At 63.8% G+C, this 26,942-nt stretch carries 24 protein-coding genes and 1 pseudogene; 18 read left to right on the top strand and 7 right to left on the bottom strand.

The window, feature by feature from the left end:
• Positions 1-6: 6 nt before the first annotated feature.
• Positions 7-1,026, bottom strand: a complete 1,020-nt coding sequence (locus B0G57_RS23700; RefSeq protein WP_018442006.1) for a DUF2891 domain-containing protein — start codon at positions 1,024-1,026, stop codon at positions 7-9.
• An 84-nt stretch (positions 1,027-1,110) separates the two neighbouring features.
• Positions 1,111-1,848 carry a TetR/AcrR family transcriptional regulator gene (locus B0G57_RS23695; protein ID WP_018442005.1) on the bottom strand — a complete coding sequence of 246 codons (738 nt, stop codon included), beginning with the start codon at positions 1,846-1,848 and terminating at the stop codon, positions 1,111-1,113.
• Between the two features lie 229 nt (positions 1,849-2,077).
• Between B0G57_RS23695 and B0G57_RS23690 the strand changes: the two genes are divergently transcribed.
• The 5 genes from B0G57_RS23690 to B0G57_RS23670 all read left to right on the top strand — a co-directional run bounded on the left by B0G57_RS23690 (position 2,078) and on the right by B0G57_RS23670 (position 8,376).
• A complete protein-coding gene (locus B0G57_RS23690; protein ID WP_018442004.1) occupies positions 2,078-3,259 on the top strand; it encodes an isovaleryl-CoA dehydrogenase in 1,182 nt (393 codons plus the stop codon).
• A 90-nt stretch (positions 3,260-3,349) separates the two neighbouring features.
• A complete protein-coding gene (locus tag B0G57_RS23685; protein ID WP_018442003.1) occupies positions 3,350-4,957 on the top strand; it encodes a carboxyl transferase domain-containing protein in 1,608 nt (535 codons plus the stop codon).
• Positions 4,958-5,048: 91 nt separating this feature from the next.
• Positions 5,049-5,834, top strand: coding sequence for an enoyl-CoA hydratase/isomerase family protein (locus B0G57_RS23680; RefSeq protein ID WP_026229911.1), 786 nt, complete (start codon positions 5,049-5,051; stop codon positions 5,832-5,834).
• A 13-nt stretch (positions 5,835-5,847) separates the two neighbouring features.
• A complete protein-coding gene (locus B0G57_RS23675; RefSeq protein WP_018442001.1) occupies positions 5,848-7,863 on the top strand; it encodes an acetyl/propionyl/methylcrotonyl-CoA carboxylase subunit alpha in 2,016 nt (671 codons plus the stop codon).
• 123 nt (positions 7,864-7,986) lie between these two features.
• Complete coding sequence (locus B0G57_RS23670) at positions 7,987-8,376, top strand: hypothetical protein (protein WP_018442000.1); 390 nt, start codon at positions 7,987-7,989, stop codon at positions 8,374-8,376.
• Between the two features lie 74 nt (positions 8,377-8,450).
• Here the strand turns inward: B0G57_RS23670 and hmpA are convergent, their stop codons facing one another.
• Positions 8,451-9,662 carry an NO-inducible flavohemoprotein gene (gene hmpA / locus B0G57_RS23665; protein ID WP_018441999.1) on the bottom strand — a complete coding sequence of 404 codons (1,212 nt, stop codon included), beginning with the start codon at positions 9,660-9,662 and terminating at the stop codon, positions 8,451-8,453.
• Positions 9,663-9,750: 88 nt separating this feature from the next.
• On the opposite strand from hmpA, the gene B0G57_RS31165 reads away from it, so the two are divergent.
• The 4 genes from B0G57_RS31165 (at position 9,751) to B0G57_RS23650 (ending at position 11,664) form a co-directional block, all read left to right on the top strand.
• The gene (locus B0G57_RS31165; RefSeq protein WP_018441998.1) at positions 9,751-9,888 is read left to right on the top strand and encodes a hypothetical protein; all 138 of its coding nucleotides are present in this window, start codon (positions 9,751-9,753) and stop codon (positions 9,886-9,888) included.
• A 58-nt stretch (positions 9,889-9,946) separates the two neighbouring features.
• Entirely contained in the window at positions 9,947-10,921 is a 975-nt protein-coding gene (locus tag B0G57_RS23660; RefSeq protein ID WP_018441997.1) for a cysteine synthase A, read from the top strand.
• Between the two features lie 177 nt (positions 10,922-11,098).
• Positions 11,099-11,392: a nucleotidyltransferase family protein gene (locus tag B0G57_RS23655; protein ID WP_018441996.1), complete on the top strand. Its 294-nt coding sequence runs from the start codon at positions 11,099-11,101 to the stop codon at positions 11,390-11,392.
• On the top strand, positions 11,389-11,664 hold the full coding sequence (locus B0G57_RS23650; RefSeq protein WP_018441995.1) for a hypothetical protein: 276 nt from the start codon (positions 11,389-11,391) through the stop codon (positions 11,662-11,664). Before B0G57_RS23655 ends, B0G57_RS23650 begins: the two co-directional genes overlap by 4 nt.
• Positions 11,665-11,674: 10 nt before the next feature.
• Here the strand turns inward: B0G57_RS23650 and B0G57_RS32185 are convergent, their stop codons facing one another.
• Positions 11,675-11,809, bottom strand: a complete 135-nt coding sequence (locus B0G57_RS32185; RefSeq protein ID WP_018441994.1) for a hypothetical protein — start codon at positions 11,807-11,809, stop codon at positions 11,675-11,677.
• A gap of 529 nt (positions 11,810-12,338) precedes the next feature.
• Here B0G57_RS32185 and B0G57_RS23645 point away from each other — a divergent pair.
• Positions 12,339-13,502 carry an AAA family ATPase gene (locus B0G57_RS23645; RefSeq protein ID WP_018441993.1) on the top strand — a complete coding sequence of 388 codons (1,164 nt, stop codon included), beginning with the start codon at positions 12,339-12,341 and terminating at the stop codon, positions 13,500-13,502.
• Positions 13,503-13,521: 19 nt separating this feature from the next.
• Here the strand turns inward: B0G57_RS23645 and B0G57_RS23640 are convergent, their stop codons facing one another.
• Positions 13,522-14,304, bottom strand: a complete 783-nt coding sequence (locus B0G57_RS23640) for a CDP-diacylglycerol diphosphatase (RefSeq protein WP_018441992.1) — start codon at positions 14,302-14,304, stop codon at positions 13,522-13,524.
• A 1-nt stretch (position 14,305) separates the two neighbouring features.
• Positions 14,306-15,205: a hypothetical protein gene (locus tag B0G57_RS23635; protein WP_018441991.1), complete on the bottom strand. Its 900-nt coding sequence runs from the start codon at positions 15,203-15,205 to the stop codon at positions 14,306-14,308.
• 250 nt (positions 15,206-15,455) lie between these two features.
• Here B0G57_RS23635 and B0G57_RS23625 point away from each other — a divergent pair.
• From B0G57_RS23625 to B0G57_RS23615, 3 genes and pseudogenes are all read left to right on the top strand, one after another.
• Positions 15,456-16,751: pseudogene (locus tag B0G57_RS23625) on the top strand (quaternary amine ABC transporter ATP-binding protein); the annotation flags it as partial.
• Positions 16,744-17,649, top strand: coding sequence for a choline ABC transporter permease subunit (gene choW, locus B0G57_RS23620; protein ID WP_018441988.1), 906 nt, complete (start codon positions 16,744-16,746; stop codon positions 17,647-17,649). The pseudogene B0G57_RS23625 and the gene choW, both read left to right, overlap by 8 nt.
• Positions 17,650-17,672: 23 nt before the next feature.
• The gene (locus B0G57_RS23615; protein ID WP_020566339.1) at positions 17,673-18,689 is read left to right on the top strand and encodes a GlxA family transcriptional regulator; all 1,017 of its coding nucleotides are present in this window, start codon (positions 17,673-17,675) and stop codon (positions 18,687-18,689) included.
• Positions 18,690-18,758: 69 nt separating this feature from the next.
• Here the strand turns inward: B0G57_RS23615 and B0G57_RS23610 are convergent, their stop codons facing one another.
• The gene (locus tag B0G57_RS23610) at positions 18,759-19,847 is read right to left on the bottom strand and encodes a GlxA family transcriptional regulator (protein WP_018441986.1); all 1,089 of its coding nucleotides are present in this window, start codon (positions 19,845-19,847) and stop codon (positions 18,759-18,761) included.
• A gap of 318 nt (positions 19,848-20,165) precedes the next feature.
• On the opposite strand from B0G57_RS23610, the gene B0G57_RS23605 reads away from it, so the two are divergent.
• The 5 genes from B0G57_RS23605 to B0G57_RS23585 all read left to right on the top strand — a co-directional run bounded on the left by B0G57_RS23605 (position 20,166) and on the right by B0G57_RS23585 (position 26,833).
• Positions 20,166-21,551 (top strand): L-serine ammonia-lyase, encoded by a 1,386-nt coding sequence (locus B0G57_RS23605; protein WP_018441985.1) that lies wholly within the window; start codon positions 20,166-20,168, stop codon positions 21,549-21,551.
• An 87-nt stretch (positions 21,552-21,638) separates the two neighbouring features.
• Positions 21,639-22,883 (top strand): sarcosine oxidase subunit beta family protein, encoded by a 1,245-nt coding sequence (locus B0G57_RS23600; RefSeq protein WP_018441984.1) that lies wholly within the window; start codon positions 21,639-21,641, stop codon positions 22,881-22,883.
• 17 nt (positions 22,884-22,900) lie between these two features.
• Positions 22,901-23,200, top strand: a complete 300-nt coding sequence (locus B0G57_RS23595; protein WP_018441983.1) for a sarcosine oxidase subunit delta — start codon at positions 22,901-22,903, stop codon at positions 23,198-23,200.
• Positions 23,197-26,220, top strand: coding sequence for a sarcosine oxidase subunit alpha family protein (locus B0G57_RS23590; RefSeq protein WP_018441982.1), 3,024 nt, complete (start codon positions 23,197-23,199; stop codon positions 26,218-26,220). Before B0G57_RS23595 ends, B0G57_RS23590 begins: the two co-directional genes overlap by 4 nt.
• Positions 26,210-26,833, top strand: coding sequence for a sarcosine oxidase subunit gamma (locus B0G57_RS23585; RefSeq protein ID WP_018441981.1), 624 nt, complete (start codon positions 26,210-26,212; stop codon positions 26,831-26,833). The genes B0G57_RS23590 and B0G57_RS23585 overlap by 11 nt, the downstream gene beginning before the upstream one ends.
• Positions 26,834-26,942 lie beyond the last annotated feature (109 nt).

Here is a 26,942-nt window from a genome sequence, read left to right as displayed (position 1 = left end):
CACACTCTACGCCTCGAGCGCGAGTAGAGCAAAAGTCGCGAGCCAGTGCTCGCCCATGTAGTCGCCGGCCACGTGCGCAAGCGCCGTCCGCAGGTGCAGCTCGGCTGAATCGGCGAGCGGCGCGTGGCGCGCGTCGTGCGCGGGCAGCGCTCGCGCAAGCGAACGCTGGCACCAGGCCCGGCTCAAGTTGAGGCCGTCGAGATGAGCGATTTTGCCGTCGGTGCGATCGGTGACCGTCGCGGGGACGAACAGCGTCGCGGGTTCTCGCCGCGCAATCCGCGGAAGAAATCGGTCGAGCCAGGCGGCGAACTCGGCCGCCGAAAGCACGCGCCGCATCAGCTCCGCTTCCATCAGCGACGGCGACAGGAACTCGTCGCCCGACGGTTCCCATGCTTGGCAGTCCTGATCGTCGAGATACCAGCGGCGAGCGGTGGCGGCAATCAGATCGGCGAGGCCGGTGCGCGCTGTCGCGCGCGCGAATTCGAGCGCGAGCGACAGCGCGAACGCCGTGTTGAAATGCGTGCCGACGCGCAACGGGTAGGTCGCCTTGGGCAGGAATTCCTCGAACCGCTCGACGAAGAGCTCGGTCAACGGCGCGATTGCCTGCTCCCAGCGCGCTGCATTTGCCACATCGGCGGCCGCCATCGCGTGAAGCTGATCAGCGAGCGCAAGGAACCATGCCCAACCGTACGGACGTTCGAAATTGCGGTTGTGGGGCAGGTTCAGATACGCGAGCTCGCCTTCGACGTTCGAGTCCGTGAGATGCTCGTCGACGACCGCTACGATCCGCGCCGCTTCGGGCAGCTCGGGATAACGCTCGAGAAGGCGCAGCACGAGCCAGTAGCCGTGGACACATGAATGCCAGTCGTAGCTGCCGTAGAAGATCGGGTGCAGTTCTCGCGGAGAACGCACGTCCCCGGGGCCTGCGAGCGCATGGGTCAGCTTGTTCGGATACTCGCGCGTCAGATGCGAAAGGGCGAGCGCGGCGAACTTCGACGCGAGCGCGGGTGTCAGTCGGGTCGTCATGGTCAAACTAGCCTCGGTTTTAAACCGCGCCCTTCAGGGCGGCGAGCCGGGCCCCCGGCCTGAAGGCCTGTTCTGGGCAGTTGCTCAGATTGGTATAGCACTTTTCTTCGCTTGCGCCGCGGCCTCATAGCGCCGCATCGCCTCGCTCATGTCGTCCCTCAACCGTGCCAGCGCCGCGACGTCAGGCGCCGGCGGTTGCAACGCCGCCCAAAGCAACTCGACGAGCCGCTCCGCCGTGACCTCGATATCGGTGCTGCGATGCGCGAGCGTCGCTTCCCAGAGCACGTGCTCCATCGGCCCGAATACCATCGAGCGCATCAGCCGCAGCGGCACGTCGGTACGGACTTGCCCCGTCTGCTGGCCGTGCGCGAGAACACGCATCAGCGGTGCCGTGTAGCGCCGCTGCAGGGCCGTCAGTTCGTCGCCGAGCGCGTGCTGCTTCGTGCGGCCCTCCGATAGCACGAGCGAGCAAAGCCCCGTGCCGTGGATGAGCATCAATCGCAAATGCATCCGAACGATGAAAGCGAACTGTTGGCGAACGCTGCCGTCGCGCGGCAGGCCGTCTTCGATCGCGGCGATGATTTCGTCGTACCACTCGCTGATGACGCGCGCGCATAGCTCGCGCTTGCCGCGAAAGTAGCTGAAGACGGTGGCTTCCGAGACGCCGACGCGCTGCGCGATTTCGGCCGTGGTGGCGCGTTCGTAGCCTTTTTCGGCGAACACGTCGCGGCCGGCCTGAAGGATGTCCCTCACGCGCTGCTGGGACTTCGGGCCCGCGGGATGGCGACGCGTTCCGTTCGCTTCCGCCTTGAGTTCGTCCATTTCCTGAGTGACGTTCAAGTTCTGCCTGGATGTCGGGTATCACTACCGATATTAGCACCGTGCGGCGGGAATTGTGCGCGAGACAAAAGTTGAGCGATACTCAAAAAAACCTATTGACGCATACGTAAATGTGGCGTGAAATGCGCGGTGACCGAACAATGCGGCGTCGCGCGCCTGACCGAGGCGCGGCGGCGGGCCGCCTTCCGAATTCGAGGACGTGGAGACATTCATGAGCAACGTGCCCGGACTGCAGTTTGCGCTCGGCGAAGATATCGACATGCTGCGCGATACGCTGGCCAACTTTGCGTCGAAGGAGATCGCGCCGCGTGCGGCCGAAATCGACCGCACCGATCAGTTTCCGATGGACCTCTGGCGCAAGTTCGGCGAGCTCGGCGTGCTCGGCATGACCGTCGCCGAGGAGTACGGCGGCGCGGACATGGGTTACACGGCACATATGGTCGCGATGGAGGAGATTTCGCGCGCGTCGGCTTCCGTCGGTCTCTCGTACGGCGCGCATTCGAATCTCTGCGTCAACCAGATTCATCGCAACGGCACCGAGGCGCAGAAGCGCAAATATCTTCCGAAGCTCGTCTCCGGCGAGCACGTCGGCGCCTTGGCGATGAGCGAGCCCAACGCCGGCTCGGACGTCGTCAGCATGAGGCTGCGCGCCGACAAGCGCGGCGACCGTTACGTGCTGAACGGCACGAAGATGTGGATCACGAACGGGCCCGATTGCGACACGCTCGTCGTCTATGCGAAGACCGACCCCGAGGCCGGCCCGCGCGGCATGACGGCATTCATCGTCGAAAAGGGGATGAAGGGCTTTTCCGTCGCGCAAAAGCTCGACAAGCTCGGCATGCGCGGCTCGCATACGGGCGAGCTCGTCTTCGAGGATGTCGAAGTGCCGGAAGAAAATATCCTCGGCAAGCTGAACGGCGGAGTGAACGTGTTGATGAGCGGGCTCGATTACGAGCGCGCCGTGCTCGCGGGCGGCCCGACAGGCATCATGCTCGCTTGCATGGACGCCGTCGTTCCGTATATCCACGATCGCAAGCAGTTCGGCCAGTCGATCGGCGAATTTCAGCTTATCCAGGGCAAGGTGGCGGACATGTACACGACGCTGCAGGCTTGCCGCGCCTATCTCTATGCGGTGGGCCGCCAGCTCGATACGCTCGGCAGGGAGCATGTGCGCCAGGTGCGCAAGGACTGCGCGGGCGTCATTCTCTATACCGCCGAAAAGGCGACCTGGATGGCCGGCGAGGCAATTCAGATTCTCGGCGGCAATGGCTATATCAACGAATTCCCTGTCGGCCGCCTGTGGCGCGACGCGAAGCTCTACGAAATCGGCGCCGGCACGAGCGAAATCCGCCGCATGCTGATCGGCCGGGAGCTGTTCTCGGAAACGGCGTGAGCCGGTGCGTCGTCCCGCACCGATTTACTCAGTACAACGAACGTTCGGCCGTGGCTTCTGTGACGGCCGCAAGCGGAAGCAGTCGATCTTATGCTGATCATCGAAAGCAAGCTCAATCCGCGCTCGGATGAATTCCGGGCCAATGCGGGCGCGCTCGAGGCGCTCGTCGCCGACCTGCGCACGAAAGTCGCGCATCTCGCGTTGGGCGGCGGGCAAGCGGCGCGCGACAAGCACGTCTCGCGCGGCAAGCTGCTGCCGCGCGATCGCATCGCGCAACTGCTCGACCCGGGCACGCCGTTTCTCGAGCTTTCGCAATTGGCGGCCTTCGGCATGTACCACGACGCCGCGCCCGGGGCCGGCATCATCACCGGCATCGGCCGTATCGCCGGGCAGGAGTGCGTGATCGTATGCAACGACGCGACGGTCAAGGGCGGCACCTACTATCCGGTGACGGTGAAAAAGCACGTGCGCGCGCAAGAGATCGCCGCGGAGAACCGGCTGCCGTGCGTCTATCTCGTCGATTCGGGCGGAGCCAATCTGCCCAATCAGGACGACGTGTTCCCCGATCGGGACCACTTCGGGCGGATCTTCTATAACCAGGCGAACTTGTCCGCGGCCGGCATCGCGCAGATTGCCGTCGTCATGGGCTCGTGCACGGCCGGCGGCGCCTATGTGCCCGCGATGAGCGACGAATCGATCATCGTCAAGAACCAGGGCACGATTTTTCTTGGCGGTCCGCCGCTCGTCAAGGCGGCGACAGGCGAAGAGGTCAGTGCCGAGGATCTCGGCGGAGGGGATGTGCATACGCGGCTCTCCGGCGTCGCCGACCATCTCGCGCAGAACGACGCGCATGCGCTCGCGATCGCGCGCAGCATCGTCTCGAAGCTCAACCGCGTCAAGCAACTGCCCATGGCGGTCCGGGAGCCGAAACCGCCGCGTTACGACGCGCAAAGCCTTTACGGCGTGATTCCCGTCGATACACGCAAGCCGTTCGACGTCCGCGAAGTCATTGCTCGTCTCGTCGACGACTCGGAATTCGACGAATTCAAGGCGCGCTACGGCACCACGCTCGTGACGGGCTTCGCGCACATCTGGGGCTATCCCGTCGGCATTGTCGCGAACAACGGCATTCTGTTCTCGGAATCGGCCGTCAAGGGCGCGCATTTCATCGAGCTCTGCTGTCAGCGCAAGATTCCGCTCGTCTTTTTGCAGAACATCACCGGCTTCATGGTGGGCCGCAAGTACGAGAACGAAGGCATCGCGCGCCACGGCGCGAAGATGGTCACGGCGGTCGCGACGGCGAAGGTGCCGAAGTTCACGGTCATCATCGGCGGCTCGTTCGGCGCCGGCAATTACGGCATGTGCGGCCGTGCATACTCGCCGCGGTTTCTCTGGATGTGGCCGAACGCGCGCATTTCGGTGATGGGCGGAGAGCAGGCCGCATCGGTGCTCGCGACCGTCAAGCGCGACGGCATCGAGGCGAAAGGCGGCACGTGGAGCGCCGAGGAGGAGGAAGCGTTCAAGAAGCCGATCCGCGACCAATACGAGCACCAGGGACACCCTTATTACGCGAGTGCGCGGCTCTGGGACGATGGGGTCATCGATCCGGCGCACACGCGCGATGTGCTCGGACTCGGTTTATCGGCCGCGATGAATGCGCCGATCGAGGAGACGCGCTTCGGCGTATTCAGAATGTGATGCCGACGGCGCCTGGACAGTGCAGATGCAGTGAAGACGGCATTTGAACCACAGGACGTCAACGGCTGACGAATTCGGCAGGAGACAATCGATGCAGTACGCCATGCTGGAAGTCGCGCTTTCCGAGCGCGTAGCGACGGTAACGCTCAACCGCCCCGACGTGCGCAACGCTTTCAACGAGGCGATGATTGCGGAACTGACGGACGCATTCAGGCAACTCGACGCGCGCGACGACGTGCGAGCCATCGTGCTGGCGGCAAACGGCGCGGCCTTTTGCGCGGGCGCCGATCTCAACTGGATGAAGAAGATGGCGACATTCTCCGATGAGGAGAATCGCGCGGACGCGAGGCGGCTCGCCGACATGCTCGCTGTCATCTATCGCTCGTCGAAGCCGGTGATTGCGCGGGTATCGGGGGACGCGTATGCAGGCGGCGTTGGCCTCATTGCCGCGAGCGACATCGTCGTTGCCGTCGATAGCGCACGGTTTTGCCTTTCCGAGGCAAGGCTCGGTCTCATTGCTGCGACGATTGCGCCCTACGTCGTTCGCGCGCTCGGTGAGCGCGCATCGCGGCGCTATTTCACGACGGCGGAGCAATTCGATTGCGCGACGGCGCTTCGCTTGGGCCTCGTTCACGAAGCAGCCACGACGGAGACGCTCGATGCAACGGTGCGGAAAATTGCCGCGACGCTTTGCGCGAACGGCCCACAGGCGGTGCGCGAATCGAAGCGGCTCGTGCAGGACATCGCGGGTCATGCGCTCGACGAAGCGCTGATCGACGATACGGCCGGACGCATCGCTCGCATCCGTGCGAGCGCCGAGGGGCGGGAAGGCGTGGCCTCGTTTTTGGAAAAACGCGCGCCTTCTTGGCGCGATTGATCCGAGACATTTCATGTTCAACAAAATCCTGATCGCGAACCGCGGGGAAATCGCGTGCCGCGTTGCCGCAACCTGCAAGCGGCTCGGTATCGCGAGCGTCGCCGTCTATTCCGACGCCGATGCGAATGCCAAGCATGTCGCCGCCTGCGATGAAGCGGTCCACATCGGCGGCTCGGCGGCCGCGGACAGCTATTTGCGCATCGAACGCATCATCGAGGCCGCGTTGCGGACCGGCGCGCAAGCCGTCCATCCCGGCTACGGCTTTCTTTCGGAGAACGAAGATTTCGCGCATGCGTGTGAAAAGGCGGGACTCGTCTTCATCGGGCCGCCCGTTTCGGCGATTGCCGCGATGGGGTCGAAGGCCGCGGCGAAGGCCTTGATGCATGCGGCGGCGGTACCGCTCGTGCCGGGCTACCACGGCGACGATCAGGACGCCGAACTATTGCGGGGCGAGGCCGACGAGATCGGCTATCCGGTGCTGCTGAAAGCGAGCGCGGGCGGCGGGGGAAAGGGGATGCGCGTCGTCGAGCGCGGTGAGGATTTCGCGGCGGCACTGGCTTCATGCAAGCGCGAAGCGGCGAGCAGTTTCGGCAACGACCGTGTGCTCATCGAAAAGTATCTGACGCGACCGCGCCATATCGAGGTGCAGGTATTCGCCGACACGCAGGGCGGCGCCGTGTACTTGTTCGACCGCGACTGTTCGGTGCAGCGTCGCCATCAGAAAGTGCTCGAGGAGGCGCCGGCGCCGGGCTTGTCGGACGAGCTGCGCCGCGCGATGGGCGAGGCCGCGGTCGCGGCGGCGCGCGCCGTCGAGTACGTGGGAGCGGGCACCGTCGAATTCATCATGGCGGACGGCCAGTTCTACTTCATGGAGATGAATACTCGCCTGCAGGTCGAGCATCCGGTCACCGAGATGATCACCGGGCAGGACCTCGTCGAGTGGCAGTTGCGCGTTGCGGCAGGCGAGCCGCTGCCGTTGAGCCAGGACGAGCTCCGGGTCCGAGGCCATGCGATCGAGGCGCGCATCTACGCGGAGAATCCATCGCGCGGCTTTTTGCCGTCCACGGGCACGCTCAAGTATCTGCGCATGCCGGAAGCCGTCGAGTTCACGATCGGCACGCCGACGCGAGCACCGGTGCGGGTCGACAGCGGCGTACGCGAAGGCGACGCGATCACGCCGTTCTACGATCCGATGATCGCCAAGCTCATCGTGCATGGCGCGGACCGGGACGAAGCGCTGGCGCGTCTTGCGCATGCGCTCAAGGATTGCGAGGCGGTCGGTCCGCAGACGAACGTCGAGTTCTTGCGGCGCGTCGTGGCAAGCGAACCGTTCGCCTGCGCGGACCTCGACACGGGCCTCATCGAGCGGCATCGCGACGCGCTTTTCGCCCCCGCGTCGAGGCCGTTCAAGGAGGCGCTCGCGCTGGCGTGCGCCGCGTTGTTGACGCGCGAGGGCGGTCTGGCTCATGGCGCATCGCCGTGGGATGCGTTGTCGCATTGGCGGCTCAATGGTCCGTACCGACAATCGATCGACTGGCGCGATGTTGAGCGAGACGAGGCGTTTCGCGTGGTCTACTTGCGCGACGGCGATGCTCGGTCGCTCGAGCATGCGCAATGGACCGAGCCGTTCGATTGGTGGCGCGGCAGCGAGCCGCATGCGCTCGGCGCGCATATTGGCGATAGCCGCGTGACGGGGCGCGTATTCGTCGACGATGACGTGTTTCATGTGTTTTGCCAGGGCACGTCGCTCGCGTTCGAATGGACGAACCTGCTCGCGCATGCGGCCGATGCGGAGCACGGCGAGGGGCGCCTGACCGCTCCGATGCCGGGCAAGGTGATCGCGGTGCTCGTCGAACCCGGCGCTGTGGTGGAGAAGGGCGCGCCGCTCATCGTCATGGAAGCGATGAAGATGGAGCATACGATCGGCGCGCCGACCGCCGGCAAGATCGCGGAAGTGCTCTTCGCGGTGGGCGATCAGGTTGCCGACGGCGCGCAGTTGCTGGTCATGGAGATGGGCGAGCAATCGTGAATTTTTGTCAGGCGAGAGCCTGATGGCTGTGCTTACGCATGCGCGGCTGGTAGCATACTTGCGCTTGTCCGCTGCCCCAACACGGACACTGCCCTGAAGCCGAACTCAAAAGGAGAGCGATCCATGGACGCACAGCAACTGATTTCCGAGTTTCTTTCTTCCGAGCACGGAAGCCAGGCGACCCAGGCGCTGACGGCGCAGGGTATCAACGCCGACGATGCGCAGCAAATGCTCAGTCAAGCGGCGGAAACGGCGCACGCTCACGTCGAAGAGCAAAGCGGCGGATTGATGGGCGAGCATGCGGGCAAGAGCTTTTTCGCGGCCTTTGCGGCGGGCCTCGTCCGCGGCGACGGCGTCTTCAAATCGCTGATGGAAGGCGGAGAAGGTGTCCTCACCGGGCGTGTCGCCGAGTCCCTGGCCGAGAGAATGGGGATAGACCCGTCCACCGCTTCGACGGTAGCGGCAGCCGCGACGCCGTACCTGGTCGCGTTCCTGAAGGAAAGGCTCGGCTGAGCGTCGCAGGACCGGCCGGCGAGCTCGAGTGTCGGCATGAACTGCTGGTCCGCCCAATCGCTGAAAGTTTCGTTCTACTCGGCGAAGAGATCCGGCCCGAAGACTTCGTAGTGGATGCGAGCCTCCGGGACGTTCAATCCCTTCAGCGCATCGTGCTGCATCCGCATGAACGGGATCGGGCCGCAAATGTAGTAGTCCGCATCGGGCAGCAGGATCGCGTTCTTGATCGAATCGACGTTCACGAGCCCCGGCCAGTCGTAATCTTTTCCCTGGACGTCCTGCGGCAATGGATCGTCATAGAACACGATCAAGCTGAAGTTGCTGTAGGTCCTCGCTGTCTCCCGCAGCCGGTCGCGCATCGCGTGGACACCGCTGTTCCGCGCGCCGTGCACGAAGACGACCTGGCGATGAGGATCCTGTATTGCCCTCTTTAGCATGCTGATCATCGGGGTCAATCCGACGCCGCCGCTGATCAGCACGATGGGCGTTTTCGCGTCGACATCGATATGGAAATTGCCATACGGCGCTGCCAGCTTGATTTTGTGGCCGACGCTGACATGATCGTGCAACAAATTTGACACGTAGCCCGGCGGCTTCGAGCCGCCGCTTTCCCGCTTCACGGAAATGCGATAGGTGTGGCCGTTGGGCATATCCGAAAGGCTGTACTGACGTATCTGCTGGAGCCCCAAGGAAGGAACGTCGACGGCCACGCTGATGTACTGCCCAGGCTCAAAATTGGTCACCGGGCCGCCATCGGAAGGCTCGAGCACGAACGATGTAATCACAGTGCTTTCCGGGCGCTTCTCGCGCACGACGAATGTGCGCCAGCCGGTCCAGCCGCCAACTTGCGTTCCGGAGCGCTCGTAGAGCTCCGCTTCCATGCCCATCAGGATGTCGGCGAGATTGCCGTACGCCTGCGCCCACGCCGAAATGATTTCGTCCGTTGCGGCATTCGCCAAGACGTCCTTGATCGCCCCGAGCAGATGCTCGCCGACGATCGGGTAGTGCTCGGGCCGCACCCCGAGGCTTGCGTGCTTGTTTGCAATGTTTTTCAGCACGGCGGTAAGACTGCTCGCGTCCTCGATATTTTCGGCGTAGGCATACACGGCGCGAGCGAGCGCCTGCTGTTGCTGCCCTTGTTCCTGATGCGCCATGTTGAAGACGTTCTTCAGTTCGGGATGGGCCTCGAACAGACGCTCGTAGAATCGCTGGATGATCGGATAGCCATGCTCGGCAAGCACCGGTGCAGTGGCCTTGACGATATCTTTCGTCTTCTGTGTCAGCATAGTGGGGGCTCCTCTAATGGGGCGATGGGACATATGAGGTTTTTGCCTAGCAGGTAGCGCACCCACCCGTCCGTAATCGGAGGCTATCGTGAGGATTCCCGTCACTGTAAAAGCGATTCGCAGGCACGCCGCGCCGTTCATCGCGGGCCGGCTGAACACGCCGGTCATCATCGTGATTCTCGCTGTGCTGGCGGCGTTGGGCGTGCTTTTGCAGCATTACAAATGACGCCGGTGCCGGCCTATTCTGGAAGGGTCCTCATTGGTTTCAAGGAAGGAGAGCGCACATGCCAGTACTCGATGGGTTTGTTGGCGCTGTCGGCAATACGCCGCTGATCCGCCTCGCGAAATTGAGCGCCGAAACAGGCTGCGAGATCCTCGGCAAGGCCGAATTCATCAACCCGGGCGGCTCGGTCAAGGATCGCGCGGCGCGCTACATCATCGAAGATGCCGAGCGTCGCGGCGCGCTGAAGCCGGGCGGCACCGTGATCGAGGGGACTGCCGGCAACACCGGTATCGGCCTCGCTCACATCTGCGCGGCACGTGGCTATCGGTGCATCATCGTCATTCCCGAAACGCAATCGCAAGAGAAGATGGACCTGCTGCGCGTGCTTGGTGCTGAAGTGCGTCCCGTGCCCGCGGTGCCCTATAAAGATCCGAACAACTACCAGAAGATTGCGGGCCGCTTGGCGGAGGAAACGGAAAACGCGATTTGGGCCAATCAATTCGATAACGTGGTCAACCGTCAGGCGCACTACGAAACGACGGGGCCGGAGATATGGCGCGACACGGGCGGAAACATAGACGCCTTCGTTTGCGCAACGGGGACCGGCGGCACGCTCGCGGGCGTCGCGCGTTTCCTCAAGGAGCAAAACACGGCAATCAGGACGGTGCTCGCCGATCCGCACGGCAGCGGGCTCTATAGCTTCGTCAAGACCGGCGAGATCAAAGTGGAGGGCAACTCGATCACGGAGGGCATCGGCTCCAGTCGAATCACGGCGAACCTCGAGGGCACGCCGATCGACGATGCAATTCGCGTGGACGATCAAACCTGCGTGACGATGGTCTATCGCCTCCTGCGCGAAGAAGGGTTGTACATGGGGGGATCCACGGGCATCAACATCGCCGCGGCGGTCGAGCTTGCCCGCGAAATGGGCCCCGGGCATACGATCGTCACTTTGCTGTGCGACCGAGGGAGCCTTTACTTTGCGCGGTTGTTCAATCGCGAATGGCTGGAAAAGCGCGGGCTGGTGGCGGGGTGAGCGATTGCGGCGCCGCGGCCCGTAGCTTATGTCGGCACTGGCGCGGCTTATGCCAGTTGATATGGCGCGTGTTGCGACACTGAATTATCATCGTACGCGGTGAGTATTGTGAGTCCACCGGAGACTGCCGTGAACCCTGCTGTCGATCCCGAAACCGCGCGCGCGGCAAAGGCATTTATGGAGCGCATCGCCGGCCGCTATCAAGTCAGCCGCGCGCTCCTTTTTGGCAGTCGGGCCCGCGAAACCCACAGCCAAGAAAGCGATGCGGATATCGCGGTGATTTTGCCGGGGCAGCATGGCAGGCGTACGCCGATTGCGTTGGAGATGGCTGGGATCGCTTTCGACGTATTGCTGGAGACCGGCGTGCTCGTCGAAGCGCTGCCGCTTTGGGAGGACGAGATGGATCACCCCGAACTGTTCAGCAACCCGGCTCTCATCAAGAACATCCTTCGGGAAGGTATTCCCGTATGAGCATGACCGCAGCGTTGTTGTTCGAAGGGATCACGCTCCCTGACGCTTCGCCGAAAACACATCGTAGTCTGATATCGTCGTTTGGTCTTCACCTCGTGAAGTCGGGCACGATTGAACCGGAGCTTGGGAGCGCACTCAACAAGGTTGAGCGCTTACGTCGCCTCGCGGATTACACCGGCGAGACGGTAGCCGACGACGAAGCCCGCTGGGCTGTTGAGCAAGCGGATGTGTTCGTCGAGGCGATTCGTCGGCGGATGCTGGCCAGCGATTAATTCCGGTCGCTCAAGAAGCGGCGTCCAACAGCGCTCGCACGACGCGAACCACTCCGTCCACGACCTGCTGGGCGTCGAGCCCCAGTTGATGGCCGACCACGACTACTGGAGTGATCAATATCAAAGCGACGAGGAACTCTTTCATCGCTGCGCTCCGGTTTAGCGCGTACGCCCGCCTGAAAAACGGGTGGTGCGCTAATGAGAAAAAACAGCTTTACCCATCGTGAGATCGAGTGAATCCCGCGAATCCGAAATTCAAGTGACGTGTGAGAATGGCGTTTCAGCCGATGTCGCTACGCACGACCGCGATCGATTCTTTCGATCAGGACTCCTTAAAGCCTGGCCGTAAAGACCGCATGAACCGTGCCATCGGCCCGGGATCGAGGCGCGGTCGACATTGGTCGCGGTCTTGCCGCACGGCTGCAAGCGCTGCGCATCGAAGACGCTTCTGTTTTGAAACGTACAGAGCGGTGCTTTGAGTCAAGAGCCTTAATTGGCTTGCCGCAGCGTGCTCCGGCAGGAGCATCAGAGCGGCGATGCGAGCAAAACGTATCGAACCTGTAACGACCATGCTTGGCCGTTTTTTAAATAGATGCGCGCCATATTCAGCCTACGGTATAAATTATCGGTTTTACGACCAGCGCCACTCACGAAGGTTTTGATCAGAAAATGTCATGCTGACCACGCTCGCTATTTCCAACTACCGTTCGCTGCGCGAATTGATCGTGCCGCTCGGCGCACTCAATGTCATCACTGGGCCGAACGGCAGCGGAAAATCGAACGTCTACCGGGCACTGCGTCTTCTGGCGCTGACGGCCAAAGGCGGACTCATCCCGTCACTCGCGCGCGAGGGCGGACTGCCGTCGACACTGTGGGCCGGCCCCGAGCGCTTTTCACGCGCCATGCTCGCCGGCGAACAGCCGGTGCACGGGACGCGCCGCAAGGACGCCGTCAGTTTGCGCCTGGGATTCGCGGGGGCTTCGTTCGGCTACGCAGTCGATCTCGGCTTGCCGATCCCCAGCGGTTCTCAGTTCTCGCTGGACCCCGTCATCAAACGGGAGTGCATCTGGAGCGGACCGATCTTACGCCCGTCGGCTTTGCTCGTGGACAGGCAAGGCGCGACGATCCGTACACGCGATCAAAGCGGAGAATGGTTCACGGTTCCTCAGCCAGTCGCCAGCTTCGACAGCATGATGACCGAGTTCATGGACCCGAAAACCGCGCCGGAGATGATTGCCGTGCGTGAGCAGATCCGGTCGTGGCGCTTTTACGATCACTTCCGTACCGACGAGCAAGCGCCTACGCGGTTGCCTCAGATTGGCACCCATACCCCCGTACTTGGCGACGACGGCTCCGACCTCGCGGCCGCACTGCAGACGATTCGCGAAATCGGCGATGGCGCCGCGCTCGATGCATCCATCGACGATGCGTTCCCGGGCGCGCGCGTCGGGGTGGCCAACCACGACGGCCGCTTCGAAATAACGATGCATCAGCATGGGCTTTTGCGCGAGCTGAGAGGCGCTGAGCTTTCGGACGGCACGCTGCGCTATTTGCTGCTCGTCGCCGCGTTGCTGACGCCCCGGCCGCCGACGCTGCTCGTGTTGAACGAACCGGAAACGAGCCTCCACCCCGATCTCCTTCCGGCGTTGGCGCGCCTTATCGCTCAGGCGTCGGTACGGTCTCAGGTGCTGGTCGTTTCGCACGCCACGCGGCTTGTAGCCGCGCTCGAGCGCGAGAGCGGGTGCAGCTCGATCGTGCTCGAGAAAGAGCTCGGCGCTACGCGCATCGTCGATGTCGACGCGTTCGACTTGCCGCCATGGAAGTGGCCGTCGCGATAAACGGCGCGAACTGCGCGCGTTATGGCCTGTTCTCGGCCACCTTGCACTGATGATCGAGCAGCACTTCGGCGGAGCCCGTGCCACCGTCGACATCGGTGCCGCTATTCACGATCAGCCATCCGTCGTGCTGCGCCGACGGCCCGGCGCCCGTGACGAGAATGGTCTGCGCGGCCATCGCATCGGGCGCTTGCTTGTCGCGCGCGACGATGTCGAACGGGTTGACGTCGAACGTCGGGCCGCTGACTCGCATGATGCGATAGCGCGCACCGTCGATCGTGTCCCAGTCCCATCGATTCGGCGCATCGTTGCGATGACGCTGCAACGCCTCGACCGCGCTCGCACGCATGCAATCGATGTGAATGTGTAACTGTTCCTGCGTGCGCCGATAAGCGGAATTGATTTCGAGGCCGAGTCGATCGTCCGCGAGCGTTTCGCGATGAGCCGCTGTCAGCGAGGCTTCGACGAAGCCGCGGGAGTTCCATGCGTCGGCCCAGTAGTTCGGCGCGTCCGGCGCGAGCACGAGCGGACTTTCCACGCCGGATATGCGATCGGTCGGTATCAGCAAATGCTGCGCGAGGCCGTTCCGGTCCTTGAGGATCGCATAGCGATGGCTGATATCGACGCTCGAGCAGACGCCGGTCTTGTCCGTGGTTCGCGCGGCCGGCGCGCAATCGAAATGAACGATCTGCCAAAGCGCGTTGGGGTCCGCCGCGGCAAGCGTCTCGCAGCCCGCAATCAGCAACGTAGCGCATATCGCCAAGCGGCCGGCGCATGCGCGCACCCGTTCGTGCAAGCCGCGCATGCTATTTCCTCAGGAACCGCAGCGCGAACTTCGCGAGCCGTGGCACGAAGGTCGGGCGAAGCAGGCGCGCGTCATAGCCGCTCATGCGTCGTTCGTTTTCTTCGAGGCAGAGCTCGACGAGCTTGCGGGGAGTGATTGCTTCGCCCACCGCGGCGGCGCCCCTTGCCGCAAAATTGGCGTCGTGCGCCACACCTTCGGCGTCGATGCCTTTCGCGATGGCCACGCGCTCCCAGACGAGCAGAAACCAGACGCCGACGACGCAGGCAAAGAACCAGGGCCGCTTCCACCACGGTAGGTTGCGTCGATGCCAGGCAACCCAGTTCACGAAGAAGAGGATATGCCGCGCCTCTTCCTGAATGACGGGCTCGAACGTCTCGACGAGCGCATCGGGGAAAAAACCGGAAAGCTGGGCGGACCGGAACAGTCCGAATGCGAAAAAGCTGTCGATGCATTCGCTGAATCCTGTGACCATCCAGGCCCACTCCGCATCGCGCGGTGCGGGGTATTCGGGTTCCGGGGCGAGCTCGATGCCGTAAGCGCCGACGAGCTTCGACAACACGACTTTGTGACGCGCCTCTTCGGCGCCGCCGAGTTGAAGCGCCTCGCGCAAAAGCGGATCGCGCACGCTTGCCGCGTAGGTGGCAACCCGGACAGAGGCGCGGCCCTCGGTTTGGACCGCGATGTCCCAGATCGGCAGCGACGTGACGCGCGCCAGCGCGTCGGGCGGGAGTTCAGGCCAGGCGATGACGGCGGGCTTGTAAGGATTGTGCGTCTCGAGCAGCATGCGGCAAAACATCCGCTTGTGGGCCTGTGAGCCCAGCTTAATCGGTACCTTGTCGCCGACGCTCCAATGGCGCATCGCATAGTCGGCTGCTTCTTGTTCTTCGAGCGTGTCAGACATGGTTTTCGCGGAATGACAAGTGGCAAAAACGCGGCCATTTTGTCATAGAACGACTGTCGACGCCGATCAGGCGGGCACCAGCACTGGCACCGGTGGGAGCCGCCGGAAGGCACGCGGCGCCTGCCGCCGCGCGGAACGGACGCGAATCTGTCGAATCGCGACATAGACGAGCCAGGCGCCAAATGTCGCAATTCGCGAGTAAAGCCGCAAAGCCTTGCCAGGCGGCGCTCCCAGCCATTCGACGACGACCACGCTTGTCCGGACGTGTCGCATTTTCGCAAGCGTGCGTCGGAATTCGTCGGCTAAGTGGGGATTTTTCTAGCAACTATGTATGCACACTTTGCAGGTTCGCGCCTGCCGCAAGGAGACGGTAAAGATGAGTTCACCCAAGGTGCTGGTCGAAGGCCTCTTCAAGGTGTTCGGCAACAACCCGGGAGCCGCCCTGGACATGCTCAGCCAAGGTGCGACGAAGGATGAAATCTTCGCGCGCACGGGTCAGGTCGTCGGCGTTCACAACGTGTCGTTCGAGGTTCAGGAGGGCGAGATCTTCGTCCTGATGGGCTTGTCCGGTTCCGGCAAATCGACGCTGATTCGCCTGATCAATCGGCTCGTCGATACCACGGCCGGAAAGATCGTCATCGACGGGCGCAATATCGCGACCGTGCGACGTTCCGAACTCACTGCGCTGCGCCGCAGGGATATGAGCATGGTGTTCCAGTCCTTCGCGCTGATGCCGCAGCGCACCGTGCTCTCCAACGCCGCGTTCGGGCTCGAGGTGGCCGGCGTCGGGCGCAAGGAGCGCGAGGCGAAGGCAATGGTGGTGCTCGAGCAAGTTGGTCTTGCCCCGTTCGCGCACAAGCTGCCGGCCGAGCTGTCGGGCGGCATGCAGCAGCGTGTCGGCCTTGCTCGCGCGCTCGCCGTCAACCCATCGCTGATGATCATGGACGAAGCATTCTCGGCGCTCGATCCGTTGAAGCGCAAGGAGATGCAGAACGTCCTGCTGCAACTGCAGAAGGACCAGCGCCGCACCATCATGTTCGTCTCGCACGATCTCGAAGAGGCGTTCAGGATCGGCAACCGCATCGCGATCATGGAGGGCGGCAGGCTCGTGCAGCTCGGAACGCCCCAGGAAATCGTCAGCAGTCCTGCCGATGACTACGTCCGCGCGTTCTTCGAGGGCGTCGATACGAGCCGCTACCTGACGGCGGGCGACCTGATGCAGACCGACGCCGTGCCGCTCGTGCGGCAGCTCGATACGGCCAGCGTTGCTGCATCGATGAACGGCAGCGCCGACTATGCGTTCGTGCTCGATGGCGAACGCAAGATTCGCGGCTTCGTGACGCGCGACGCGCTCGCCACGGCCGCGCCGAGCCTCGCGCAGATCGAAAGCATACCGCGCGCCGCATCGCTCGAGCAGGTCGTCTCGCGCGTCATGGCGTATCCGCGCGCGCTGCCCGTCGTCGACGACGACGGTTGTTATTGCGGCTCGGTCGATCGTGCCGTCGTTCTTCAAGCGCTGACGCGCATGCGAGGTTCCCATGTCTGAACTGATTCCGCTCGGCAGCTGGGTCGATCAGTCTGTCCACTATCTGCTCGATCATGACAGCCGCGTCTTCGACGCGGTCGGCCGCGGCATCGACGGCCTCGCGGCGCTCGTCGAGCATGGCTTGCAGGCGATTCCGATGCCGGCGCTGATGGCCATTTTCATCGCTGTGGCGCTATGGCGCGTGGGCTGGCGCTTCGCGATCTTCACGACGCTTTCGCTGTTGCTGATATTTGCGACGGGCTTTTGGGATCAAACTGTCGTGACGCTCGGGCTGACGCTTTCGTCGACCATCATCAGTCTCGTGCTCGGTATTCCACTCGGAATCTGGACGGCGAAGAGCAAGCATGTCGCGCTCATCGTGCGGCCGATCCTCGACCTCATGCAGACGATGCCGGCTTTCGTCTACCTGATTCCGGCCGCGATGCTGTTCGGGCTCGGCCGCGTGCCCGGCATCATTTCGACGGTGGTGTTCGCGATGCCGCCGGCCGTGCGCCTCACGAGCCTCGGCATCAGGCATGTGAACCGCGAGATCGTCGAGGCGGGGCAGGCCTTCGGCTGCACGCCGTGGCAGCTGCTCTACAAGGTCCAGGTTCCCAATGCGTTGCCGTCGATCATGCAGGGCGTCAACCAGACGATCATGATGGCGCTCTCGATGGTCATCATCGCATCGATGGTCGGCGCGGGCGGGCTCGGCAACGACGTGCTCGCGAGCATTCAGCGGCTTGACATCGGTCTCGGCTTCGAAAGCGGCTTGTCGGTGGTGCTGCTCGCGATCATTCTCGACCGTATTACCGAGAGCTTCGGCCGCACGCCCGGCACGGCGCCCGCGCCTCGCTTCAAGGGATTGCGCAGCGTGATGCGCCTGCGCCCCGCGCAATCGCAACAGCCCGCGGCTTGAGCCCGAGCACGGACGGAGCCAGCATGACGCCGGAGAACCTCATCGCGGACGAAGCCGAAGCGCGAGCCGAAGCCCAAGCCCAGGCGGCGAAGCCGGCCACCGTGCATTTCGGTTTTCTGACGCTGCCGAGCTTCTCGATGATCGCTTTTACGAGCGCCGTCGAAGTGCTTAGGATGACTAACTATGTCAGCCGGCGGACGCACTACCGCTGGTCCGTCATCTCGCCCGACGGCGTGCCCGTCTCCGCGAGCAACGGGGTGACGGTGACGCCGACGCAGACGCTCGAGCAAGCGGGCGTTCCCGACGTGCTGATCGTATGCGGCGGCACGCAGATCCGGCAGTCGGTGGATCAGCGCGTGCGCAGCCTGCTCGCGTATCTTGCGGCGCGCGAGGTTCCGCTCGGCGCGATCTGTACCGGTGCCTACGCGCTGCTGAGCGCCGGATTGCTCGACGGCTATCGCTGCACCGTTCATTGGGAGGACATGTCGGCGCTGCACGCCGAGTTTCCGAACGTGAAGTTCAGCGACGAGCTGTTCGTGATCGACCGCGATCGCTTGACCTGCACGGGCGGCACGGCGCCGCTCGACCTCATGCTCCATCTGGTCGGACAGCGGCTCGGCCAGAATCTCGCCGCGCAAGTCTCGGCCCAATTCATCCTCGAGCGAATTCGCAGCGCGTCCGATCATCAGCCGATTCCGGTCGATGCGCGCATCGGCTTCTCTCGCGCGGAGCTGATCGAAGTCGTGCGGCTGATGGAGGCGAACATCGAAGAGCCTCTGTCGCTCGAGGAACTCGCGCGCCTCGTACAGCTTTCGCAGCGTCATCTGCAGCGGATGTTCAAGCTCTATCTCGACGTCTCACCGACGCATTACTACCTGTCGCTGCGGCTGCGTCGCGCGCGCGATCTGTTGCGTACGACGGATGCGTCGATCGCCGAGGTCACGAGCGTCTGTGGTTTTCAATCGGCGTGCCATTTCAGCAAGGCCTACCGCGCCCAGTTCGGCCATGCGCCGAGCCGCGAGCGTCGGCAGGAGCATTGAGTTTGGATGGCCGCTGCGACGCGTCGGATAGGATGACGAGGGAGAGGACGAAGACGAGGACGAGGACGGCTATTGCGGGATCGCGTCGGCTGCGGCGTCGTCCAATCCCGCTTCGGTGAAGCCTTCAGCATCGCCAACCGCGACGCCCGCCCGCTGCTCGCGATACATCACGGGCGGCAGCCCGAACTGCTTGCGGAATTCGCGTCCGAGGTGAGAGGCGTCGGAGAAACCGCAACTCGACGCGATGTCGGCCACCGTCCTGTCCGAGCTCGTCAATAGCCAGGCTGCCGTCCGCAGCCGGACGTGCTTGGCAAACGTCTGAGGACTCTTTCCCGTTTCCGCCTTGAAAAGACGCTCGAGCTGTCGCGGCGAAAGGTCGAGCTTGGATGCCAGCTCGTCTAGCGGCAGCGCGCGCCCGACATACTGTTCCATGAGCAGGATCGCGCGCTTGACCTTGGGGTGCGTGGCAGGCGCGATGCCGGGCGGGTGAGGCTGCGGCGCATTGCCCTTTTGCATCTCGCCGACGAGCAGAATGCGCAGCGCCTTTTGCACAGTGGCGTGATCCATGTGCCGCAGCAGGATCGCGGCCGCGACGTCGATCGACGCGCGCCCGCCCGAGCAGGTGATCCGCCGCCGATCGATCACGAAGAGCCGATCGGCGACGAGCGCATCGGCATCGGCGTTCGGGAAGCGCTCGATGAAATCCCAGTAGTGGAACCAGCTCACGCAGACTCGGTGACCGTCGAGCACGCCGGCCCGCATGAGCGCAAAGACGCCGGTGCAGATGCCGACGATCGTCGTATTGCCGCGCGCGGCGCGACGGATGAATTCGAGCGTTTCGTCGTCGGCTTGCGGAACCGAATGCAGGAGGCCACCCACGACGACGACGTAATCGAACGGCTCCGCTTCGTCGTACGTTTCCCACGGCGTCACCTGGATCCCGCAGCTCGCGCGCACGGGCGCAAGCGTCTTGCCGACCACGCTCCAGGCGCAGCGAACGGGCTTGCTGAAGTCGCTGTCGTCGGCGGACAGCCGCAGCATGTCGACGAAACCCGAAAACGCCGTCAATGTGAAATTCGGCATCAAGACGATGCCGAAGCGAATGCGCGCCTTCGGGACAGCGGAGGAAATCGTCGGTGACGGATCGACAGCGTTCATGTGATGCAAAAAATTCGGGCGGTAAGTGTGCCGTGGAGATCAGCGTCGCCGATCGCGCTGCCCCGGATTTGCGGTTTTCCGTCGCGGATCATAGCGAAAGCGGCCGCGATCCGCCATTGGCGGCGCTCTTGGCGACGGCATCCCACGGCGATGCCGTTTTTGTTCTATCTGCCCATTCTACGCTTTGGTGTACTTGAGTCCATCGGTGATGGCGATGGCGGACGAGGCGGAAGAAGACTCTTCGATCGTCCGAGCCGGCAGCCGCAGTCACCCCCTTCAAGGACCGTGCGTCAAGTACGTCAAGAGAGGCAGTCCCCCATGAACGTCAGCGTTTTCGACCTCTTCAAGATCGGCATCGGGCCGTCGAGCTCGCATACGGTCGGGCCGATGATCGCCGCCTGCCGCTTCGTCTCGCACGTCGAGGATGCGAATCTGCTCGGATATGTGCGCCGCGTCAAGGCGGAGCTCTATGGATCGCTGGGCGCCACCGGCAAAGGCCACGGTACGGACAAGGCCGTCCTGCTCGGGCTCGAAGGCCATTTGCCCGATGCGATCGATCCGGACCTGATCGAGCCGCGCCTCGCCGAAATTCGTCGGACGAAGTCGCTTCGCCTGCTGAACCGCGCGGATATCCGTTTCGACGAGAAGGAGGACGTCGCGTTTTACCGGCGCCTGCTGGGCGGCACGAACGTCGTTCACTCGAATGGCATGCGGTTTCAGGCATTCGATGAGCACGGTCAACTGCTTGTCGAGAAAGAGTATTACTCGATCGGCGGCGGCTTCGTCGTCAATCGGGACGGCGATCGCGTCAATGGGGTGCGCGCCGCGGCGGAGTCGCCCTACCCGTTCCGGACCGGCGACGATCTGATGCGCGCCTGCCGCGAAAGCGGATTGTCGATCGCGCAGGTCACGCTGCGCAACGAGTGCGCGACGCGCACGCCGGCTGAAGTCCGCGAAGGCTTGCTGACGATCTGGCGCACGATGGCGCGCTGCGTCGAGCGCGGTTGCCAGATCGAGGGCGAGTTGCCGGGGCCTATGCGCGTCAAGCGCCGCGCGGCCGAGCTCTCGAAGCATCTGCGCGCGCGCACCGAGGAATCGCTGCGCGATCCGCTGTCGATGCTCGACTGGGTCAACCTCTACGCAATGGCCGTCAACGAGGAAAACGCCGCGGGCGGGCGCGTCGTCACGGCGCCGACCAACGGGGCGGCAGGTGTCATTCCGGCGGTCTTGCACTACTACGTGAAGTTCGTGCCGGGCGCCAACGAGGACGGTATCGTCGAGTTCCTGCTGACGGCCGCGGCGATCGGGATCATCTACAAGGAGACGGCCTCGATATCGGGTGCCGAAGTCGGCTGCCAGGGCGAAGTCGGCGTGGCCTGTTCGATGGCCGCGGCGGCGCTCGCGGCCGTCATGGGCGGCACGCCGCAGCAGGTCGAGAATGCCGCTGAAATCGGCATGGAGCACAACCTCGGCATGACCTGCGATCCCGTCGGCGGCCTCGTGCAGATTCCCTGCATCGAGCGCAATGCGATGGGGGCGATCAAGGCGCTCAACGCATCGCGGATGGCGTTGAAGGGCGACGGCCATCACTATGTCTCGCTCGATTCCGTCATCAAGACGATGCGCGAGACGGGAGCCGATATGAAAACCAAATACAAAGAGACGTCGCGCGGCGGGCTCGCCGTCAACGTCATCGAATGCTGAGCAGTGCGTAGGACCTGAGAGAGACGAATCACACACGCAACGACGAAACGTCGCTGTATCGACACAAGGACGAACGGAACCATCGCCATGAGCCGCTTTTCGATTTTCAGCCTGGTGCGCAACGGCTTGTCATACCACGAGAACTGGGATCGCCAATGGCGCAGCCCGGAGCCGAAGCGCGAATACGACGTGGTGATCGTCGGCGGCGGCGGGCATGGGCTCGCGACCGCCTACTACCTCGCCAAGGAGCATGGTCTGCGCAACGTCGCCGTCCTCGAGAAAGGGTGGCTCGGCGGCGGCAATACGGCTCGCAATACCACGATCATCCGCTCGAACTACCTGTGGGACGAATCGGCCGCGCTCTACGAAAAGGCGATGAAGCTCTGGGAAGGCCTCTCCCAGGATCTCAACTACAACGTGATGTTCAGCCAGCGCGGCGTGATGAACCTCGCGCATACGCTGCAGGACGTGCGCGATACGCAACGGCGCATCAACGCGAACCGGCTCAACGGCGTCGACGCGGAGTGGCTCACGCCCGCGCAGATCAAGGAAATCGAGCCGACGATCAACCTGAATAGCCGCTATCCGGTGCTCGGCGCATCGTTCCAGCGGCGCGGCGGCGTCGCGCGTCACGATGCGGTGGCATGGGGCTTCGCGCGCGGCGCCGATGCGCGCGGCGTCGACATCATTCAGAACTGCCAGGTCACGGGCATTCGACGCGAAGGCGGCGCGGTCGTCGGCGTCGATACGGTCAAGGGCTTCATCAAGGCGAAGAAGGTCGCCGTGGTGGCGGCCGGCAACACGACGACGCTCGCCGACATGGCCGGCATTCGCCTGCCGATCGAAAGTCATCCGCTGCAGGCGCTCGTGTCGGAGCCGATCAAGCCCGTCGTCAATACCGTCGTGATGTCGAACGCGGTGCATGCGTACATCAGCCAATCCGACAAGGGCGATCTCGTCATCGGTGCCGGCATCGACCAATACACGGGCTTCGGCCAGCGCGGCAGCTTCCACATCATCGAAGGCACGTTGCAGGCCATCGTCGAGATGTTCCCCGTCTTCTCTCGCGTGCGGATGAACCGGCAGTGGGGCGGCATCGTCGATGTCTCGCCCGATGCCTGCCCGATCATCAGCAAGACGGACGTGAAGGGGCTCTATTTCAACTGCGGATGGGGAACGGGCGGCTTCAAGGCGACGCCGGGCTCGGGCTGGGCCTTCGCCCACACGATCGCGAACGATGCGCCGCATCCGCTCAATGCACCGTTCGCGCTGGACCGGTTCTACACGGGCCACCTTATCGACGAGCACGGCGCAGCCGCCGTCGCTCACTGATGCACTAGGAGACCGCAATGTTGCTGATCGAATGTCCGTGGTGCGGTCCTCGTGCCGAATCCGAGTTCTCGTGCGGCGGTGAAGCCGATATTGTGCGTCCGGCCGAGCCCGACAAGCTCTCCGATCGCGAGTGGGGCGATTACCTGTTCATGCGCAAGAATCCGCGCGGCGTGCACCGCGAGCAATGGATGCACGCGCAAGGATGTCGCCGCTGGTTCATGGCCACGCGCGATACGGTCACCTACGCGTTCCAGGGATATGAGACGTTCGGCGGCGCGAGCGCCGGGCACGCCGCAAAAGAGGGCAAGCAATCATGAGCAGTCAGAAAGACCGCCTCGGCGCCGGCGGCCGGATCAATCGCGCCATCCCGCTGACCTTCACGTTCAACGGCCGCACTTACCAGGGTTATCAGGGCGACACGCTCGCGTCGGCGTTGCTCGCGAACGGCGTTCACTTCGTCGCGCGGAGCTGGAAGTATCACCGGCCGCGCGGCATCGTGACGGCCGGGGTCGAAGAGCCGAATGCCATCGTGCAGCTCGAGCGCGGTGCCTATACGGTACCGAACGCACGCGCGACGGAGGTCGAGCTCTATCAAGGGCTCGTGGCCACGACGGTCAATGCGGAGCCCTCGCTCGAGAACGACCGCATGGCGGTCAATCAGAAGTTCGCGCGATTCATTCCCGCGGGCTTCTACTACAAGACCTTCATGTGGCCGCGCAAATGGTGGCCGAAGTACGAGGAAAAGATCCGCGCCGCGGCAGGTCTCGGCAAAGCGCCTGACACGCTCGACGCCGATCGCTACGACAAGTGCTTCGCGCATTGCGACGTGCTCGTCGTGGGCGGCGGGCCGACGGGCCTCGCGGCGGCGCACGCGGCGGGTCTTTCCGGCGCGCGCGTCATTCTCGTCGACGACCAGCGCGAGCTCGGCGCAAGCCTGCTGTCGTGCCGCGCGCAGATCGACGGCAAGCCGGCGACGCAATGGGTCGAGAAAATCGAGGCCGCGCTCGCGCAGATGCCCGACGTGAAGGTGCTTTCGCGCGCCACGGCGTTCGGCTACCAGGACCACAACCTCGTGACGGTCGTGCAGCGCTTGACCGACCATCTGCCCGTATCGATGCGCAAGGGCACGCGCGAGTTGGTCTGGAAGATTCGGGCCAAGCGCGTGATTCTCGCCACGGGCGCCCATGAGCGTCCGCTCGTTTTCGGCAACAACGACTTGCCCGGCATCATGCTGGCCTCGGCCGTGTCGACCTATATCCATCGATATGGCGTGTTGCCGGGGCGCGAAGCCGTCGTCTTCACGAACAACGACGACGGCTATCAAAGCGCGCTCGACCTGGCGGCCGGCGGGGCGAAGGTGACGGTCGTCGATCCTCGCGCGAAAACCGACGGCTCGCTGCCGGCGACGGCACGGCGTCACGGCCTGAAGGTCATGAGCGGAGCCGTCGTCGTTGCGGCGCATGGGAATCGGCGCGTGGCATCGGTCGATGTCGCTTCGTTTGCCAACGGCACCGTCGGCGCCCAGGTGGCCACGCTCGCATGCGATCTCGTCGCGGTGTCGGGCGGATGGAGCCCGGTGCTTCACCTTTTCGCGCAATCGGGCGGCAAGGCTCACTGGAACGACGACAAGGCGTGCTTCGTGCCGGGACGCGGCGTTCAAGCCCAGGTCAGCGTCGGCGCCGCGGCCGGCGAGTTCAGTCTCGCACGCGGTCTGCGCTTCGCGATCGATGCGGGCATCGAAGCGGTGCAATCGCTCGGATTCAAGAGCGCGCGCCCCACGGCGCCGCAGATCGCGGAGATCAAGGAGACGCCGATATTGCCGCTCTGGCTCGTCGGCAATCGCGAGCAAGCGACGCGCGGCCCGAAGCAGTTCGTCGATTTCCAGAACGACGTATCGGCGGCCGACATTCTGCTCGCCGTGCGTGAGGGCTTCGAATCGGTCGAGCACGTGAAGCGCTATACGGCGATGGGCTTCGGCACCGACCAGGGCAAGCTCGGCAACATCAACGGCATGGCGATCCTCGCGAGCGCGCTCGGAAAGACGATTCCGGAGACGGGCACGACGACGTTCCGCCCGAACTACACGCCCGTCACTTTCGGCGCGATCGCGGGCCGCGAGATCGGCGACTTCATCGATCCGATCCGCAAGACCTGCATTCACGAATGGCACGTCGAGCATGGCGCGGCATTCGAGGACGTCGGCAACTGGAAGCGGCCCTGGTATTACCCGCAGGCCGGCGAAGACCTGCACGCGGCCGTGGCGCGCGAATGCCTTGCTGTGCGTAACGGCGTCGGCATCCTCGACGCGTCGACGCTCGGCAAGATCGACATCCAGGGGCCGGACGCGGCGAAGCTGCTGAACTGGGTCTATACGAATCCGTGGTCGAAGCTGGAAGTCGGCAAGTGCCGCTATGGCCTCATGCTCGACGAAAACGGCATGGTGTTCGACGACGGCGTGACGGTGCGCCTCGGCGAGCAGCATTACATGATGACGACGACAACGGGCGGCGCCGCGCGCGTGCTGACGTGGCTCGAGCGCTGGCTCCAGACGGAATGGCCCGACATGAAGGTGCGGCTGGCATCGGTGACCGATCATTGGGCGACCTTCGCCGTCGTCGGGCCCAAGAGCCGCAAGGTGCTGAAGAAGGTCTGTCAGGACATCGACTTCGCGAACGAGGCGTTTCCGTTCATGAGCTACCGCGACGGCACGGTTGCGGGCGTCAAGGCGCGCGTGATGCGCATCAGCTTCTCGGGCGAGCTCGCCTACGAAGTGAACGTGCCGGCCAACGCGGGCCGTGGCGTGTGGGAAGCGTTGATGAGCGCGGGTGAGGAGTTCGGCATCACGCCTTACGGCACTGAGACGATGCACGTGTTGCGCGCCGAGAAGGGGTACATCATCGTCGGCCAGGATACGGACGGCTCGATCACGCCATTCGATCTCGGCATGGGCGGGCTCGTCGCGAAGTCGAAGGACTGTCTCGGCAAGCGCTCGCTCACGCGTTCCGATACCGTCCGCGAAGATCGGAAGCAACTCGTAGGACTCCTGACCGATGACGCTTCGTGCGTGCTGCCCGAAGGCGGCCAGATCGTGGCGGCGGGTGTGAGGACGCCGCCGGCGGGACAGGTGGCGCATGAGCCGGTGCCGATGCTCGGTCACGTCACGTCGAGTTACCACAGCCCGATCCTCAAGCGTTCGATTGCGCTCGCGGTCGTGAAGGGAGGGCTGGGCAAAATAGGGCAGAAGGTGTCGATCGATCTGAACGGCAAGACCGTCGAGGCGACGATTTCGAGCCCCGTGTTTTACGACACCGAAGGAGTGCGTCAGCATGTGGAATGAGAACAGGAACGATGCGGTCGCGCTCGAAGGGCGCACGCGGCTCGAGTCGCCGCTCGTGAGCGCACAGGATCTGCTCGCCGCGCATCAGGCGTTGACATCGAAAGCGTTTCGTCTGCGCGAGCGGCCGTTTCTCGAGCTCGTGAACGTGCGCGGCGACGCGGGCGACCCCGCGTTCGTGAGCGCCTTCGAGAAGGTGATCGGCACGCGCTTGCCGGTGAAGTCTAATACGGTGGCGCAGGCGAGCGACTACGACGTCCTCTGGCTCGGCCCAGACGAATGGCTCGTGCGCTCGAGCGAGCCGCGCGCGTCCGATCTCGAGGCCAGGCTCGAGGCCGCGTTCGTCGGTACATTCGCGACGGCCGTCGACGTCGGCAGCGGCTATACGGTCCTCGAAGCGAGCGGCGAGCGCGTGCGCGACGTCATTTCGCGCGGATGCCCGCTCGATCTGCACCCGCGTGTGCTCGCGCGCGGCCAGTGCGCGCAGAGTCACTACTTCAAGGCGTCGATCGTGCTCGTGCCGACGGCTGATAACACGTTCGAGATCGTCGTGCGCCGCAGCTTCGCCGATTACTTCTGCCGCATCGTGCTCGACGCCGCGCAGCCGCTGCTTTGATCGAGACGGTGCAACCCGTGCATCGTTGCGTACTCCGAAGCACGCTCGCGAGATGACGATTATCCTTTGAGATTCAGCCCGACGAGGGCTGCATCTCGGAGGAGTCGTC

The organism is Trinickia symbiotica (assembly GCF_002934455.1).
Taxonomy (GTDB): Bacteria; Pseudomonadota; Gammaproteobacteria; order Burkholderiales; family Burkholderiaceae; genus Trinickia; species Trinickia symbiotica.
The sequence above is the reverse complement of the archived record's forward strand: the minus strand, read 5'-3'. Positions and strand labels throughout refer to the sequence as shown.

Excerpts from the sequence above, each read along its gene's own strand:
- B0G57_RS23700 (WP_018442006.1), bottom strand. The coding sequence starts at position 1,026 with ATGACGACCCGACTGACACCCGCGCTCGCGTCGAAGTTCGCCGCGCTC.
- B0G57_RS23695 (WP_018442005.1), bottom strand. The coding sequence starts at position 1,848 with ATGGACGAACTCAAGGCGGAAGCGAACGGAACGCGTCGCCATCCCGCG.
- B0G57_RS23690 (WP_018442004.1), top strand. The coding sequence starts at position 2,078 with ATGAGCAACGTGCCCGGACTGCAGTTTGCGCTCGGCGAAGATATCGAC.
- B0G57_RS23685 (WP_018442003.1), top strand. The coding sequence starts at position 3,350 with ATGCTGATCATCGAAAGCAAGCTCAATCCGCGCTCGGATGAATTCCGG.
- B0G57_RS23680 (WP_026229911.1), top strand. The coding sequence starts at position 5,049 with ATGCAGTACGCCATGCTGGAAGTCGCGCTTTCCGAGCGCGTAGCGACG.
- B0G57_RS23675 (WP_018442001.1), top strand. The coding sequence starts at position 5,848 with ATGTTCAACAAAATCCTGATCGCGAACCGCGGGGAAATCGCGTGCCGC.
- B0G57_RS23670 (WP_018442000.1), top strand. The coding sequence starts at position 7,987 with ATGGACGCACAGCAACTGATTTCCGAGTTTCTTTCTTCCGAGCACGGA.
- hmpA (WP_018441999.1), bottom strand. The coding sequence starts at position 9,662 with ATGCTGACACAGAAGACGAAAGATATCGTCAAGGCCACTGCACCGGTG.
- B0G57_RS23660 (WP_018441997.1), top strand. The coding sequence starts at position 9,947 with ATGCCAGTACTCGATGGGTTTGTTGGCGCTGTCGGCAATACGCCGCTG.
- B0G57_RS23655 (WP_018441996.1), top strand. The coding sequence starts at position 11,099 with ATGGAGCGCATCGCCGGCCGCTATCAAGTCAGCCGCGCGCTCCTTTTT.
- B0G57_RS23650 (WP_018441995.1), top strand. The coding sequence starts at position 11,389 with ATGAGCATGACCGCAGCGTTGTTGTTCGAAGGGATCACGCTCCCTGAC.
- B0G57_RS32185 (WP_018441994.1), bottom strand. The coding sequence starts at position 11,809 with ATGAAAGAGTTCCTCGTCGCTTTGATATTGATCACTCCAGTAGTCGTG.
- B0G57_RS23645 (WP_018441993.1), top strand. The coding sequence starts at position 12,339 with ATGCTGACCACGCTCGCTATTTCCAACTACCGTTCGCTGCGCGAATTG.
- B0G57_RS23640 (WP_018441992.1), bottom strand. The coding sequence starts at position 14,304 with ATGCGCGGCTTGCACGAACGGGTGCGCGCATGCGCCGGCCGCTTGGCG.
- B0G57_RS23635 (WP_018441991.1), bottom strand. The coding sequence starts at position 15,205 with ATGTCTGACACGCTCGAAGAACAAGAAGCAGCCGACTATGCGATGCGC.
- choW (WP_018441988.1), top strand. The coding sequence starts at position 16,744 with ATGTCTGAACTGATTCCGCTCGGCAGCTGGGTCGATCAGTCTGTCCAC.
- B0G57_RS23615 (WP_020566339.1), top strand. The coding sequence starts at position 17,673 with ATGACGCCGGAGAACCTCATCGCGGACGAAGCCGAAGCGCGAGCCGAA.
- B0G57_RS23610 (WP_018441986.1), bottom strand. The coding sequence starts at position 19,847 with ATGAACGCTGTCGATCCGTCACCGACGATTTCCTCCGCTGTCCCGAAG.
- B0G57_RS23605 (WP_018441985.1), top strand. The coding sequence starts at position 20,166 with ATGAACGTCAGCGTTTTCGACCTCTTCAAGATCGGCATCGGGCCGTCG.
- B0G57_RS23600 (WP_018441984.1), top strand. The coding sequence starts at position 21,639 with ATGAGCCGCTTTTCGATTTTCAGCCTGGTGCGCAACGGCTTGTCATAC.
- B0G57_RS23595 (WP_018441983.1), top strand. The coding sequence starts at position 22,901 with ATGTTGCTGATCGAATGTCCGTGGTGCGGTCCTCGTGCCGAATCCGAG.
- B0G57_RS23590 (WP_018441982.1), top strand. The coding sequence starts at position 23,197 with ATGAGCAGTCAGAAAGACCGCCTCGGCGCCGGCGGCCGGATCAATCGC.
- B0G57_RS23585 (WP_018441981.1), top strand. The coding sequence starts at position 26,210 with ATGTGGAATGAGAACAGGAACGATGCGGTCGCGCTCGAAGGGCGCACG.